The organism is Lysinibacillus sp. FSL W8-0992, assembly GCF_038008685.1.
GTDB lineage: Bacteria > Bacillota > Bacilli > Bacillales_A > Planococcaceae > Lysinibacillus.
The window spans coordinates 1,038,661-1,052,604 of sequence record NZ_JBBOZQ010000001.1 but is presented as its reverse complement, the minus strand read 5'-3'; the positions used below and the strand labels follow the sequence as shown (position 1 = coordinate 1,052,604).

The 13,944-nt window shown below is 37.5% G+C and carries 20 protein-coding genes and 1 pseudogene; 7 read left to right on the top strand and 14 right to left on the bottom strand.

Annotated elements, in window-relative coordinates; translation table 11 throughout:
* Nucleotides 1-45: 45 nt before the first annotated feature.
* The 5 genes and pseudogenes from NSQ74_RS05080 to NSQ74_RS05065 all read right to left on the bottom strand — a co-directional run bounded on the left by NSQ74_RS05080 (nucleotide 46) and on the right by NSQ74_RS05065 (nucleotide 2,384).
* Nucleotides 46-873, bottom strand: a complete 828-nt coding sequence (locus NSQ74_RS05080) for an AraC family transcriptional regulator (protein WP_340821876.1) — start codon at nucleotides 871-873, stop codon at nucleotides 46-48.
* Nucleotides 864-1,340 carry a DinB family protein gene (locus tag NSQ74_RS05075; RefSeq protein WP_340821875.1) on the bottom strand — a complete coding sequence of 159 codons (477 nt, stop codon included), beginning with the start codon at nucleotides 1,338-1,340 and terminating at the stop codon, nucleotides 864-866. Before NSQ74_RS05075 ends, NSQ74_RS05080 begins: the two co-directional genes overlap by 10 nt.
* Nucleotides 1,341-1,358: 18 nt before the next feature.
* Nucleotides 1,359-1,931, bottom strand: coding sequence for a nucleotidyltransferase family protein (locus tag NSQ74_RS05070; protein WP_340821874.1), 573 nt, complete (start codon nucleotides 1,929-1,931; stop codon nucleotides 1,359-1,361).
* A gap of 69 nt (nucleotides 1,932-2,000) precedes the next feature.
* Nucleotides 2,001-2,168: pseudogene (locus NSQ74_RS23405) on the bottom strand (GNAT family N-acetyltransferase); the annotation flags it as partial.
* 33 nt (nucleotides 2,169-2,201) lie between these two features.
* A complete protein-coding gene (locus NSQ74_RS05065) occupies nucleotides 2,202-2,384 on the bottom strand; it encodes a hypothetical protein (protein ID WP_340821873.1) in 183 nt (60 codons plus the stop codon).
* A gap of 97 nt (nucleotides 2,385-2,481) precedes the next feature.
* Here NSQ74_RS05065 and NSQ74_RS05060 point away from each other — a divergent pair, with 97 nt between their 5' ends.
* Complete coding sequence (locus tag NSQ74_RS05060) at nucleotides 2,482-2,937, top strand: GNAT family N-acetyltransferase (RefSeq protein WP_340821872.1); 456 nt, start codon at nucleotides 2,482-2,484, stop codon at nucleotides 2,935-2,937.
* A gap of 26 nt (nucleotides 2,938-2,963) precedes the next feature.
* On the opposite strand, the gene NSQ74_RS05055 is transcribed toward NSQ74_RS05060, so the two are convergent.
* Nucleotides 2,964-3,323, bottom strand: a complete 360-nt coding sequence (locus tag NSQ74_RS05055; RefSeq protein ID WP_340821871.1) for a YybH family protein — start codon at nucleotides 3,321-3,323, stop codon at nucleotides 2,964-2,966.
* Nucleotides 3,324-3,455: 132 nt separating this feature from the next.
* On the opposite strand from NSQ74_RS05055, the gene NSQ74_RS05050 reads away from it, so the two are divergent.
* Entirely contained in the window at nucleotides 3,456-3,944 is a 489-nt protein-coding gene (locus NSQ74_RS05050; RefSeq protein WP_340821869.1) for an SRPBCC family protein, read from the top strand.
* 47 nt (nucleotides 3,945-3,991) lie between these two features.
* Here the strand turns inward: NSQ74_RS05050 and NSQ74_RS05045 are convergent, their stop codons facing one another.
* The 4 genes from NSQ74_RS05045 to NSQ74_RS05030 form a co-directional block, all read right to left on the bottom strand.
* Nucleotides 3,992-4,798 carry a hypothetical protein gene (locus NSQ74_RS05045; RefSeq protein ID WP_340821868.1) on the bottom strand — a complete coding sequence of 269 codons (807 nt, stop codon included), beginning with the start codon at nucleotides 4,796-4,798 and terminating at the stop codon, nucleotides 3,992-3,994.
* A gap of 164 nt (nucleotides 4,799-4,962) precedes the next feature.
* Complete coding sequence (gene abc-f, locus NSQ74_RS05040) at nucleotides 4,963-6,594, bottom strand: ribosomal protection-like ABC-F family protein (protein ID WP_340821867.1); 1,632 nt, start codon at nucleotides 6,592-6,594, stop codon at nucleotides 4,963-4,965.
* Between the two features lie 1,139 nt (nucleotides 6,595-7,733).
* Nucleotides 7,734-8,252, bottom strand: a complete 519-nt coding sequence (locus NSQ74_RS05035; RefSeq protein ID WP_340821866.1) for a DNA-deoxyinosine glycosylase — start codon at nucleotides 8,250-8,252, stop codon at nucleotides 7,734-7,736.
* Between the two features lie 131 nt (nucleotides 8,253-8,383).
* Nucleotides 8,384-9,175, bottom strand: a complete 792-nt coding sequence (locus NSQ74_RS05030; RefSeq protein WP_340821865.1) for a DUF2268 domain-containing protein — start codon at nucleotides 9,173-9,175, stop codon at nucleotides 8,384-8,386.
* Between the two features lie 108 nt (nucleotides 9,176-9,283).
* Between NSQ74_RS05030 and NSQ74_RS05025 the strand changes: the two genes are divergently transcribed.
* The gene (locus tag NSQ74_RS05025) at nucleotides 9,284-9,550 is read left to right on the top strand and encodes a hypothetical protein (protein ID WP_340821864.1); all 267 of its coding nucleotides are present in this window, start codon (nucleotides 9,284-9,286) and stop codon (nucleotides 9,548-9,550) included.
* Between the two features lie 72 nt (nucleotides 9,551-9,622).
* On the opposite strand, the gene NSQ74_RS05020 is transcribed toward NSQ74_RS05025, so the two are convergent.
* On the bottom strand, nucleotides 9,623-10,294 hold the full coding sequence (locus tag NSQ74_RS05020; protein WP_340826401.1) for a polysaccharide deacetylase family protein: 672 nt from the start codon (nucleotides 10,292-10,294) through the stop codon (nucleotides 9,623-9,625).
* A gap of 434 nt (nucleotides 10,295-10,728) precedes the next feature.
* Here NSQ74_RS05020 and NSQ74_RS05015 point away from each other — a divergent pair, with 434 nt between their 5' ends.
* The 3 genes from NSQ74_RS05015 (at nucleotide 10,729) to NSQ74_RS05005 (ending at nucleotide 11,958) form a co-directional block, all read left to right on the top strand.
* Complete coding sequence (locus tag NSQ74_RS05015; RefSeq protein WP_340821863.1) at nucleotides 10,729-10,851, top strand: hypothetical protein; 123 nt, start codon at nucleotides 10,729-10,731, stop codon at nucleotides 10,849-10,851.
* Nucleotides 10,852-10,969: 118 nt separating this feature from the next.
* A complete protein-coding gene (locus NSQ74_RS05010; RefSeq protein WP_340821862.1) occupies nucleotides 10,970-11,272 on the top strand; it encodes a YunC family protein in 303 nt (100 codons plus the stop codon).
* A gap of 35 nt (nucleotides 11,273-11,307) precedes the next feature.
* Nucleotides 11,308-11,958, top strand: coding sequence for an SIMPL domain-containing protein (locus NSQ74_RS05005; protein WP_340821861.1), 651 nt, complete (start codon nucleotides 11,308-11,310; stop codon nucleotides 11,956-11,958).
* 71 nt (nucleotides 11,959-12,029) lie between these two features.
* On the opposite strand, the gene NSQ74_RS05000 is transcribed toward NSQ74_RS05005, so the two are convergent.
* A complete protein-coding gene (locus NSQ74_RS05000; protein WP_340821860.1) occupies nucleotides 12,030-12,575 on the bottom strand; it encodes a histidine phosphatase family protein in 546 nt (181 codons plus the stop codon).
* Nucleotides 12,576-12,728: 153 nt separating this feature from the next.
* On the opposite strand from NSQ74_RS05000, the gene NSQ74_RS04995 reads away from it, so the two are divergent.
* A complete protein-coding gene (locus NSQ74_RS04995; RefSeq protein WP_340826400.1) occupies nucleotides 12,729-12,977 on the top strand; it encodes a group-specific protein in 249 nt (82 codons plus the stop codon).
* A gap of 42 nt (nucleotides 12,978-13,019) precedes the next feature.
* Here NSQ74_RS04995 and NSQ74_RS04990 read toward each other — a convergent pair whose 3' ends face one another.
* Nucleotides 13,020-13,178, bottom strand: coding sequence for a DUF1540 domain-containing protein (locus NSQ74_RS04990; RefSeq protein WP_340821859.1), 159 nt, complete (start codon nucleotides 13,176-13,178; stop codon nucleotides 13,020-13,022).
* A 113-nt stretch (nucleotides 13,179-13,291) separates the two neighbouring features.
* On the bottom strand, nucleotides 13,292-13,894 hold the full coding sequence (locus NSQ74_RS04985; RefSeq protein ID WP_340821857.1) for a methyltransferase domain-containing protein: 603 nt from the start codon (nucleotides 13,892-13,894) through the stop codon (nucleotides 13,292-13,294).
* Between the last annotated feature and the right edge of the window lie 50 nt (nucleotides 13,895-13,944).

Here is a 13,944-nt window from a genome sequence, read left to right as displayed (position 1 = left end):
TCTTACTGGCGATTCACTGGCTTTTACCGGCGATTCTCTCGTCCCCTAAGCTTCTTCCATCATTATTTTTCGATATGCTGATGGAGACATTCCGGTGCATTTTTTAAATACCCTGCTAAAGTAAAAGCTATCAACATAGCCTACACATTCTGCAATTTCAGTTACTGTAGAATCGCAATATCGTAGCAAGTCCTTTGCCCGTCGCATGCGATATTCTGTTAAATAGCTACTAGGATTCATACCTGTGTGCTGTTCAAAAAGATATGCAAATCTTCGACGCTCCAAACCGAATTCCTGTGCAATTTTAGACACTGATAATGGTTTCGAATAATGCTCGTGAATGTATTGTATTACCTGCTCCATCATTTCATTTGCTGTATCAAGAACCTTCATTTTTGCCGAAATTAAAATCGTTTCCACTAAATTCATAAATATCGACTTTGATTTAAATGTTGCCATACTTCCTGGCATTGCATAACTTTCTATTAGCTGTTGTACAAGATTAATAATTTTTGAGTTTTCACCTGTATTGATTAAGAAATGCTGTGTTGCTAATGGATTAATAGCCGCCTCGTCTGCAGGTACATGATAATGGACTACCGCATACTCCCACACTTTATCACCAATCGTATGTATCTCTATTGGCATTTGTGGCCCCGCATGAACAACCATTCCAGGCTCCATGATATAAGGAGTACCATTAAAGCTAAAAGACGCACTGCCTGCCAGTGGAAAGACTAAACCACATTTTCCTGGCGCTGTTGTACGCCCGATATCCTTTCGATCTGGTTCCATTTTATTCGTAAAAATATCAACAAAATTTACAGTTGCCTGTGCATAATAATCAATCATTTGATTTATATTTATTTCCATTCCATCTCACCTATAACATTTTGGATTTGTAAAAAATGATGCAAGTCATGTTCTACTAGGCCACAAAAATAACTGTAAAGTGTAAGCTCAGAGTGCCCTATTTTAAAGCTCTGCTGCCACAATTCATCTGGTAAAAGCGCAAGGGCATCTAACAGTAAACACCTATTATTCAGTAACGCTTGTAATGTTTGCTCCATACTTAGTAAACGACTACTACTCGCTGCTTCAGCATTCATCTGTTCCACATCGGGCCCCTTAGGTAACTGCTCTTTTGAAAATAGAAATGGAATGCGCTTATGCAATACAAATTCATCCCACGGAATTAAATGTCCAATCACTTCGGCAACTGTCCACTTCCCCTGTTGTATTGGTGAACGCCACTGCTTGTCCGAAACATGCGAAAGTTGCTCTAGCCACAGTATAGATTTTTCATAATGCATAAGTATTTGCTTCTTTTCTGGATGCAATTTTGTCAGCCCCTTTAGCTATACTGATGTTACAAATACTAGTTTTGGCCAAATATTTTGCCATCGTTTGTTATGTATCCTCTTTTGATAAATGTCATGCAATTGAGTCTTTTCATCAAAATAAGGTGTAGGCGCAACAATACCCGACAGCAATTGTTGTATGCCATAAGGTGCTGCAATTTCTAGTGCACCTTGTGTAAGCCTTACGCCAATCGCTGTAGGTATTTCAGGAAAATGCGCAATGCCATCAACGGAAGATTGATACGGATTACTATTGTTTACGACATGCATTCTAGCTTGATTTTTCACAGACCACGGTTCTTTTGGTAAGAGTTCTAATAATCGCTGTTCATATTGCTTCTCTAGTTGTTCTGAAATATGCTGATTATCGAAATAAATGACATCAATATCACCTAATGGCGATCTCTCTTTATAATCATGCAAATAATCCCACACCTTTGAACGAATAAATCCAGCACATACCCAGCCGTCCAGTAATTGTAGCTGCTCGACACAGCGTAAAATTTCCATCATCCATCTATCTGACTCAATTAAAGTTATTAAATCTCTTTCTGTTAGTAACCGCTCCATTCAACCAAACCCCTTGATATATCTCTATTTTAATTGCTTATTAAAACCGGTACATTTTCCTTCAAAGCCTTATTGTCTGTAGAAATGGTATGCTATCTTTCGTTCTTCACGACCACTGTTTAACACAAGTGCAGAAGCACGCTGTTCCACTGCCCAGTATTCTATCGCTTCGAGCAACTTCTGTCCAATGCCCTTTCTACGATAATGATGATCTACGACAAAGGCTTGAATTCGTACATAACATCCATCATGCTCGTAAAATAAGCTATGTCACGATCCTGCCATCCCAACTACGTGGCCATCCATTTCTGCAACTAATGGTTGATAACTTGGATTTGCTGCTAAAGCTTGAAATCTTAACGTCATTTTCTCCTCTGTCGTTGGATAGCCAAGCTGCTCCATCAACAAAGTTAAAGCTTTGATATCATGTATATCAGCGGATCTAATTTGCACCTTTATTGCCCCCTGACATGAGTTTATTATTGCTTATTAATGTTTCCATTTATTACAATAATAACTGTATGCATTTATTTTTCAAAGGAGTGTGAGTATGAAAATTATTTCTGTACGGCAGGAGCCTAGCTATGCTGAATTGGCGACCCGCTATATACAAAGCAAATGGGCAAGTGAGGAAAGTATGATGCTCTATGAGGACTGCATTTCACATTGCATCAATGCGCAAGCACCACTTCCACAGTGGTATTTATTAATGGACAATGATGAAATTATTGGCTGTGCAGGTTTAGTAACGAATGATTTTATTAGTCGTATGGATTTATATCCTTGGGTATGTGCGGTGTATATTGAAGAAAGCCATCGCGGGCATGCATACGGAGCAATGCTATTAGAGCAAGCTAAAAAGGATGCCCAGCGACACGGATTTTCACATCTTTATCTTTGTACAGATCATATTGGCTTATATGAACGCTATGGCTTTTCTCATATCGGTACTGGCTACCATCCTTGGGGGGAAAGTTCACGCATTTATGCGGCACAGCTAGATTAAAAAGGGTGCGCCTAATGCCAACTGCGTTAGCTACTTAAATGTTCATGAATAAGCTTCCATTCATTATTTACTACAGTAAAAACATTAGTCGCTCTCCCGCTCCCTGATACAAATGTGCCATTATGATACCCTTCGTAATGGTATGTATAAATACATGTAGCGGTAGTTGCATCCGCAGTAAGCCACTGAACATTTGTCGCCCGATAAACTTCATCTTTTATGACGTACCATGCATGATTAAAATAAGCTCCTATCTCTTCTAGCGTTGTGCATGTTTGATCAGTAAACCAATAAACTGCTTGTGGGTGTAATAGCGCTTTGACGTTGTTAAAATCATGTGTATTTGTTGCTTCAATGTAATGTGTTAAAGCTTGTTGATAATCCATTTCCATTCCTCCTCTTTTCATCTAATATTAGCTAAAGAACAGTATTCTCACAATTTTATTTAAAACTTAATTATTCTAGAAAGATTATTTAGTACTACAATTTGAAAGACCTTAAATTCAAGGAGGATATTTATGCTCGCTACAATTCACAAAAACCAAACCGGCTATATCGCGCAAATTGAATGCCCACTGGCATATTCAATTTGCGAAGTTTGGGCGGTACTAACAGAGAATGGCAAACTTCAAAAATGGATGAGCAATTTAGAAATGATTGAGCCTAAAAAGAATGGTAAAATGCGTTTCAATATGAATGACGGAACTGATGCCTTTATAGACATCGCTATTACGGATTATATTGAGCAGGAGGTACTGGAGTTTGAATGGGGCAAGGATAGTGTACGCTTTGAGCTATCACCGACTAGTGATGGTTCAATATTAGTATTGCACGAAAAAATCGGTCAGCTGACTGATCATACGCCTAAAGATTTAGCGGGATGGCATATTTGCTTAGAACTCCTGTCTGATTTGTTAAATGACACTGTGCCTGGAGAATTTCCAATGGAAGCATGGCAAAAAAGGTTAGCAGAATATACGCTACTAATACATGAAGCTGAAAAGTAAACAGCAAAAAAAATTCCCTGAGCGGATTGCCACTCAAGGAATTTTATTTATTGATTAAAGGCTGTTGCAATTGCTAGTGCCTTCATTGGATCCTTTATCGAATCAAGTGTATAGACCAGCTTTCCATCCTGCCATACGATTAAGTTTCCTGATTCATAAACGTCTAAATGCACCATGCCGTTTTCATGTGGAATCGGAAGCGTATGGGATTCTAAATATTCTACTGCTTGTTTCGCTAAGTCTACTCCAGCGGCTGGGTTATCTGTTCGGGTACGGGCTGCTAATGCCCATCTCCCCTCATTCCAGCCAGTCCATAACGAGCCAGCACCTGCATCCTGATAGCCATTAATATTGTATCCGAGCGGTACTTGTTGCCCGCCATTTTTACTATAATCTTCATAAGCAATCTGTTCGCTTGCCTCATCTATACTGTCGAATAGCTTTACAGTAAGCTTGGCAATTGGTGTTGCATTAGAAGCATTTTTCAGCTTCACATCATTAACAGGAATATACTCTTTACTTTCTAGAAAAAGAACTTCAGCTTGTTTGTCTGAACCTGTTGTTGTAGCCGTTAGAAAAGTCCCTTTTGTTAGCGGAAGGTTATTTGGCATAACAACCGCTAATTCTGTTCCAAGCTGCTCTTTTATCGTTTTCAATGCTTCTGCTTGCGTTATAGAAGATACAGTGTCTTCAGATTTAGTTTCAGTTGTAGCATTCTCATTTTCATTCGATTGCGGCTCTTGTTGTGTATGGTCTTGCTGTGTATGGTCTTGCTCGCTCACTTTCTCTTCATCTGTAGTACATGCGCTTAGCATACTAATTGTGAGTAAGCTTGTAAAAAGTAATTTTTTCATCTAGACACCCCTCTTTTGGCTTTATATCAATAACGGTTTTGACGTTTTTTCAATCCTGCTCTAAAAGCTTGTGACATTAGCTAGGTTTCCCCACATTATAAAAGTGGAGAATTTTTGTTGAATCAAGTTTATTTTCCCCACTCTTTTCTCTCTTAAACGTGAAACTAGCGAAGATCATTAATTTGCTTAGTCAATTCATTAAACTTTCGATCAAGCACTGCATATTCCTTATCCTTTGCAGTTAGAAAGCTAAGTTTCCCGAGTATTTCTTGTCTTTCATTTTCAAGCTTTAGTCGTAGTGCACTCGTATCATTTACTTGTGGCGGTGCGCTCTCTCTCCATTTTTTCTCAATGCCATTATTTTTAAGCTCCCAAACAATGTTGGTCGTTTTTTCTAAAAAATAACGATCATGCGATACAACGAGCAATGTACCTGTATACAATTCCAATGTTTTCTCCAACTGCTCTCTTGAAGGCAAATCTAAATGGTTCGTTGGCTCATCTAAAATAAGAACATTTTTTTCCTCTAGTATATATGCCATAAGCTTACACTTCACACGCTCACCCATACTCATATTGCTAATAGGCGCTGTCCAATGACTCGCTGTAAACCCTAAATGTTTCATGACATTGCGGACTTTACCTCTTTCCTCGAAAGTCTCCTTGTAAAAATATTGCTCTGGTGTAAGTTCAAGCGGCAAATCAAATACGTCCTGCGTTAAATAGCCGATGTTGGCAGCAGGAGAAATCCATATATCGCCATCTGCTTTTTCTTGCCCTGTCAGCACTTTCAATAAAGTCGTTTTCCCGCTACCATTTGGGCCAGTAATAGCAATCTTTTCACCAAATTTAATCGTCATAGTTACATCTTTAAATATAAGACGATGCTGAAAAGATTTTGTTACATGCTTACACTCTAAAAATCGTTTTCCTACCCGTTGGTTTGACTCTACTGAAAATCGCACTTCCTCTTCTTGCTTAAGTTGTTCAACTTTCGTTTTTGCTAGCTCCTTTTCCAAGCGTTTTTTCTTTGATTTTACTTGTGCATCCATTCGTTTAGCCTTTACTCGATAAAACTCTTTTACACCCTCTTGCTTAGTCGATTGCGCATGTGCCTTCTGCGACCAAGAAGAAAGCTCATTCATCTGTGCTTCAATACGTTCAATATTTTTCTGCTGTTTATCATATGCACGTTGCTGCGCTAACCTTTGTTGCTCTCGTGCCGCTATATAACTTGTATAATGACCACTATGCTCTATCAGTTTTCCGTCTTCCAATGACCATATTTTTGTGGCAACTTCGTCTAAAAAATAACGGTCGTGGGACACGACAATAATTGTACCGCCATATTTTTTTACGTGGGCGATTAGCAGTACTGTACTTGTTTCATCTAAGTGATTTGTCGGTTCATCTAACAATAGTAATTGCGCATGTTGTGAAAAGCCTCTTGCTAGTCGTCTTTTCAGTTTTTCGCCACCACTTAAAGCGGTAAACTCTGTGTTTGGCACATGCCATTTCGCTAGTAAATCTGCTTCCTCTGCACTTACTTCCCAATTTTCAATAGCTGCTTGCTCTTGTTCTACATAAGCAATGTTGATTCGCTGTAACCACAATAGCTGCCCTTTTGTAGGAGTTAGCATGCCTTGAATTAGCTGTAATAATGTCGATTTTCCAGCTCCATTTTTACCTATTATGCCAATGACTTCACCCTGTTTTACTGTAGCGGTCGCATTATCAAAAATAACTGTGTCACTCACTTCATACTGTACATTTTGTATTTTTAAAAGTTCTTTCATTACATCCGTTCCTCTCCGTATAGAGGGATAAAAAAAATCCCTCCAATTATTTTGGAAGGATTAGTCGCGAAATATCATGCATAAAAAAGCTCCAACGTAGAGCCTTATTTATGCGATGATCCAATACTAAAAAAAGCTATACCCCACTAAAGAATTTCTAGCGGGAAAATATGCGTTTTAAGTATGCGTATAACGATAGTCGGCGTTAAACCTATATCGTTGCACTTATGGAAAATGGGCAGACTAATCCTATTTTTGGTTCATTGAAATATACATTTCATGTGCAAAAAATAAGATTAGTTAATCATTAGCCACCCATCGTCCCTTCATCTTTAGTTACAATAATTGTAACATCAATTGCTCAAAAACAGAATATTAATAATAAATATCTCTCCATATTTTCGAAAAAGGAGCTATGTCCACAAAAATAAAAAGGGAATTCATCGCAGTAAATCGACGAATCCCCCGCAATAAAGGCCCCTTATCTAAAACATTCGAATGCGAGTATGTTATCTCTCAAGATTGTACTGAAACGCCAGCCAGATCTATTGCTCCAGCGGAATCCTGCAATAACGTCCCTGCCAATAACCGTCGGGAAAAACCAAAAACTTCTTCCGTTCCTCGTCCATATAAATGTATTCCTAAATAAACATCTTTGAATACCACTAGAACCTCCATGCCACGCAGGCATAGCTGGCGAAAAACTTGGTGGAGCACTCGTCGGCATTTGGCCAGTTGATGGTGGGCCGTAATTTGGTGGCGGACCGAAACTTGGTGGACCAAAGTTAGGTGGACCCATATTCGGCGGACCGAAACTTGGTGGACCAAAGTTAGGTGGACCCATATTCGGTGGGCCCATATTTGGCGGACCGAAGTTAGGTGGACCCATATTTGGTGGACCGAAATTTGGTGGACCAAAGTTAGGAGGGCCCATATTCGGTGGGCCAAAGTTAGGTGGTAGACGTCTTTCCCCTAAGTCATCACTTGGAAATAAATTCAATATAAAATCCCCCTTTTACATAATTCAATATATGTATAAGGGGCAATAGCTGATTGAGCAATTAGCCTACTCATCAATTTAGTCTTCACTTGACCATTCACCTTTTCCTAACGAAGGCCGAGTTCATAATTGTGAGCCTTTATTGTGTTATATATGATTGCATCACTCGCCAATCCTCGAGTTTTTCATCAAAGGATTTAATATTTTTGCCAGGTATCGGGCTAGTCGATGGCATTTTTTGATATGCTCGCCCGTCTAAAACATCAAAGCCAATATGTTTTTTAAACACTTCAAATGCCTTACCACCATTAAAAAGCACAAGTTCAATTTTTGGATAATGTATAAAAAGCGTTTTAAAATCATTCGGTTTTTCATTTCGAATGGCCGAATCTAAACTGCCCTTCCGCTCACATGATTCAATTGTATCCCAAAGACCAATACGGTTTTCCTTTAACAACTCTATTCGCTGACCATAATCTACAGGAATCTCTCTCTTTAATATTTCTCCAATAATAGGCCAAAAGTGATTGCGTGGATTGCCATAATACTGTTGCTTCTCTAACGATAGCTTTCCTGGCATTGAACCAACGATAAGCACTTTTGTTGCTACATCAATAATAGGAGGCAGTACATTTTTCACTTCATCTGACACAGCCATCACTCATTGTAGCGCAAAGTTTTGAAACGTTGCTTAAAAGCTGATTATTGTCGTTGGCAATACGAAAGGTACTCACTATTTAATTACAAAACCAGTTGTCGATTCAAATATCGACAACTGGTTTTTCGTAGCTATAAAGGAAATACAGAGCCCGTAAGTATATTTTTTGAACTTTTTTTAAGAAGCTCTTTAGCCGAGTGACTTTGAATATATGTCCTTACAATTTCATAACCAATGCAATACCCTATCCACGGTGGCAGTTTTCCACCATATAAAAATTCAACATGGTTATTCAAGTCTTGAATATTTATATTGGGCAAAAATTGAGTCTTCCAAATGGCTAGCATCTTTTCCGAAGAATAGTCTCCCAACCAAGATGCTAACCATTTAGAGCCGTAAATTTCCTCTACGGCACATTCTGCTAAACCTTCTAAAATTAATGAATCTAATAGCGTTACTTCCCGTAACGATTTGTTTAAGTAGCGCAGTCGACAAACATGGTTGTATTCATGTGCAAATAATGCTTTAAGTTCTTCCCTTTCAAGTTCTCCTATAAATAAAAATAAAGCATCTGGATATGCAACACCATTTTTATTTGTAATGTTTTGCTCCTGCGTTAGTGGAAAAATATAGATTGGTATATCTGGCCCGCCCCAACGCTTCTTTAAATAAAAATATTCTTCCTGAACAATTTCCCAAGTATTTTGATCTTGTAGTTTCTTAATATTAATGTTTTCATGTGCTCGAAATAGCCCTTGTTGCTGTAATTCAAACTGTATTTCATGTGGTGTTCCACCATTAAAATGTTCTACTAATCGGCTACAAAGAATAGTACGTTGCAAATCTTCAAAATCTCTACTGTTATTTAACTTTTGACTAGTCTTCAACTCATAAAGCCAATCATCAGTTGATATGACTGACATACGTTCACCCCCTTGCAATAGCTTATGTTTCCAATAGACATTCGGCTAGTGATGGTTGTATCCAACGGCATATATTATCTTGTAAGGACTAAGAAAGGAGGAGATTCTGTGAATCCAGCTGAATGCTATAATCTTTGCTGTAAATATCACGGTAAACGTGTAAAAATTACTGATACATCTGGGAATGTTCATGTCGGAGAAATAACTAAAGTGGATAGAAGACAGGTATGGATTCTACCTGATAGACAAAACAGAGGATATGGTTTAGGTTTTTGGGGTTGGGGTTTCGGAGGACCAGGTTTTGGCGGGTTTGGCGTTGGAATTGCCCTTGGCGCAATTGCCGGAATTGCATTAGCACCTTTATTATTTTTCTAGTATAAATACGTAGAATATTCTTTTCTTATAAAGAAAAATAAGCCATTTCAATATATTGAAATGGCTTATTTTTTATTGGATTTTCTCTTGTTGTTTTTTTCTTTCAATTAATTCCGATACTGTTACAAATGTATAGCCCTGTTTTTTTAATGTAGGTATTATTTCTTCTAGGGCTTTAATTGTTTGTGTGCGGTTGCCGCCTCCGTCATGAAACAAAATAACATCCCCTGGCTTTGTTCCACCGAGCACCTTTTGGACAATTTTATTTACGCCTGGTTCTTTCCAATCTTGTGTATCTTGATGCCAAGACCACATGACGACCTGATAACCATTTTTTACGGCAGTATTAATTATTTTATCGTTATAATTACCACCTACAGGACGAAATAAAACAGGTGAAAAACCAGTAATATTATTAATCATTTCGTTTGTCCGCTGTAGTTCTTCCTGTAATTTAGATACAGAAACTTTGAATGGGTGTGTGTAAGTATGGTTGGCTAGCTCATGACCCTCTTTATAAGTTCTTGAAACAACATCTGGATACTTTTCTGCATTTTGACCAATAATAAAAAAGGTCCCCTTTGCTTCATACTTAGCTAAAATATCTAGCACCTGTGAGGTATACTTCGGATCTGGGCCATCATCAAAGGTTAAGGCAATGATTTTATCCTTTGTGTTAATATCCCACACAACTTCACCAGTCTCCTCATATTCACTACGCCCTTTTTCTGCAGAGGTATTCATTCCTGTAAAACAGATAGAAATGAATAAAAAGCAAACCGTCAAAAACAATACATTTTTACGTATCACAGTATCACCTCCCACATTTTATTGCATATTACAGCTCATCTTACTATTTACGAAACACGTTGAATTATACTTCACAAAGACTACCTGATTTTACTTATGCCTGCTAAAACCTTTATGCTAAAAAACCATTTAACAAACTGTTTCTCTATACTTTAATAACCTGTTTAATGAAATTTTTTTCAATATCCTTATTTTTAAATAATTCCCACAAACGTAGCGTCAATTTTGAACGAAATGTGAAACCTTTCATTTAACACTTTATTTTTTATAAAATCGGTGTAAAATAAGGTGCATAAACTGATATATAACAACTACAACTAATTTGATTACTGTTATATTACAAATTTACATACAAAGGGGATTTTATAATGTGGATTATTACTGTTTTTGAACAAGATTCATACCGTATGTTCGAGTACACTACGCAAGATGAGGCTAAACTAGCGTTAAAAAATATACAACAAACTGCATTGCTTTCTTATACAAAATAAGTGCCAGGCACACAAACAATTCTCAAACAATTAACGTCACACACACTTTTTTAGTGGAAATACCGAACACCTTTTTATCTATTGCCATATGTATAGATAGAAAAGGAGTGTGATGTTCATGGTGACAATTGAACCTATTATGATTAAAGGTCATTTTTTCACTGCTGTAATTGTACATTTACCAAAAACGACACTACTAACTATTTCAAATGATACGGGCTACATCATGTGTGGTGCATTAGATGTCGGTCTTTTAAATAGCCGCTTATTAGATCGAAAAATCATCGCAGGTCGAGCGGTTGGAGTGAAAACAATAGATGAGCTGTTAACAGCCCCACTAGAGTCCGTTACATTTGAGGCAGAGCAACTAGGCATATTCACAGGAATGACTGGAGTAGAAGCATTGTTAAAAATGATTTAAAACACTACTTGAGACCAGTCGGGAGGTGGTATTAAATGTATCACACACATGCCAATCCACATTTGCTCCCTGCATCGCGAATTATGACTGTCACAGGAAATGGAAAAGTAGTAGCGAATGCAAGTTATGTTCAGCTTCAAATTGAGGTAACTACGCAAGGGGAAAATGTGCAGCAAGCACAGCAGGAAAATGCTAGCATTATGAATCGTGTAATTCAATCCATCATGGCACTAACTATTCCAAAGGAAAATATTCAAACTGCGACCTATACGATAGCGCCTATTTATGATTATGTAGATGGCAAACAGGTATTTAAAGGCTATGAGGTAGCAAATGCTATTACGGTCAAAATACCTGATACAAATCTTGTAGGGGTTGTTATTGATACGGCTGTGGAAAATGGAGCAAATCGTATATCCTCTATCCAATTTAAAATTGATAATGCAGATGCATATTACCAGCAGGCGCTTAGCCTGGCACTTCATAATGCTCAAATGAAGGCTAATACGATAGCACAGACAATGCAATTATCTGTGCATCCTCAGCCGATAGAAATTGTTGAAGAAAACGAAAGTGGCCCTGTGCTATATAAATCGATGGCAATGGCAGATTCGTCAATGGTAACACCTATTGAACAAGGGCAAATCACTATTAGTGCCGCTGTCCGCGTTACATTTCAATACTAAATATATTTTCCAGAACGTAAAACAAAGCCAGACTCCATTTATCATAATGTAGTCTGGCTTCTTGTCTTCTATTATTGTGCATCCCAAATACGTTCGATAACCGCTTCGTTATGAATATAGCTTATTTGATAGACATCTGGATTACTTAGCCTTTGCCAAAACATAAAATCTACGTCACTTTGATAACTCTTTAATAGTAAGGAGATTAGATTACCATGACTGACGATAACTGTATGTTCAGTTCCTCTCTCAGCCACTTCTTTTACAACGTTCTTAATGCGATCCATTGCCTCCTGACTGGACTCCCCACCCTCGTATTTTAAATCCAAATTAGTAAAAGTTAATTTTAGTTTTTCATACCAATCCGGTAAATTATCTGTGCTTAATATACGTTCTGAAAGGCGTTCATCTATCTCAATTTTTTTGTTTGTTGTTTTACTTAATAGTTCTATCGATTGGATAGCACGTAAAAATGGACTCGAAATGATTCGGTCGATTTTATAAGTAAGAAAAAATTCAGCTAAACGCATTGCCTGCTTGTGCCCTTTTTCTGTTAAAGGCGCATTTGAAGATTGCCCTTGTGCTTCGCAATGTCTAATTATGTAAATCCTCTTCATTTCGCTCCCCCCTACAAATTGAAAAAAATTGCTACGTTTATTTCTAACATTTTACCATTTATAACAAATATGAGTAAAAGTAATTACTCATGAACTACAAATAACCATCATATATTTAGTCAGTATAAAAGATGATGCTTAAAGGAGGATATGATGCAAGCGGAAAACAAACGCCTTCGGAAAATCCAACATCTTGCTCATGAAATTATGGATGAGATGAACGCAGGGAAAGAATTGAAAGAACTCGAAACATTAATACCTGTCATTGATAATTTATCTCGTGCAATCGGTGATTTAACAGACGCATTTGGCAACTATTCATTAGATTATGTAGAGGAAAAAGTGAAAAATGCTCATACCCTATTGTTCAAGAAAGACAAAGTAGATATGTACCAGTTATGACATAAAAAAAGGGTAGCCCCCTAAAGGGTTACCCTAACGCCATTAATGCTCTTCAGGTGTAAATGTTTTGCAATCTGTTTCTTCACTATTGGATGCATGCTGACCTTTTTGACTTACAACGTAAATAGCTTCTGCTGTACATTTGTTACCAGAGCCCCAATGCGTGCAGTTATTGACTTCACATAGAATCTGTTGTGCCATCGTATCACACCTCCTCTTTTGTTATCCTTAACAAATTCGGGGTTTTCAATACTTAACTTAAACATAAAACCTTAATATAGCCTAAAATCATAATGGTGCCTGTTTTTTCTTTATTATCTTCTAACAGCGACTAATTTATTTGCTGCGTGACAATGTTTAATATTGTTGTCATGCTGATCTTCAAATTGGTAGGAACGATAATATTGAATAGACCAACTATGATATAAATCTTTGATTTCGCCTTCTTTACATATTCCTTTAACAAATGGTGCTAAATCGTCTGGAATATCTACTTCGTCTGTAAATACGGTAATAATATTGATGCCTTGTGTCTTCGTATGTATTTGCATTGAATGAATAATGCTATGCCAAGCTTCACGCTCTAAAAAGTGGAACAAGCCATGTGAAATAATACAATCATAGGAATGTTTAAACTTATAAGTAGTAACATCGTGCACAATAGCCTGTAAGTTATGTAATTGGTGCAACGCTTTATATTTATTGATTTTAGCAATACCTGCCTCCGAAATATCGATGGCTTCAACCTCAAACCCAAGCTGTGCTAAATAGACTGCGTGCCGACCATCACCACACCCTATATCTAAAATACGCGCCCCAGCTTGTAATGTTTTTGCCCATTCAACCACCTCATCACTTGGGTTACCAAAAGCATAATGCGTATCCGCTAAGTAATCTTTCTCCCAAAACGGTTTCACTATACCATCTCCTCTATCGGTTAGTTTATAAAAACGTGCTTTGACAAAAC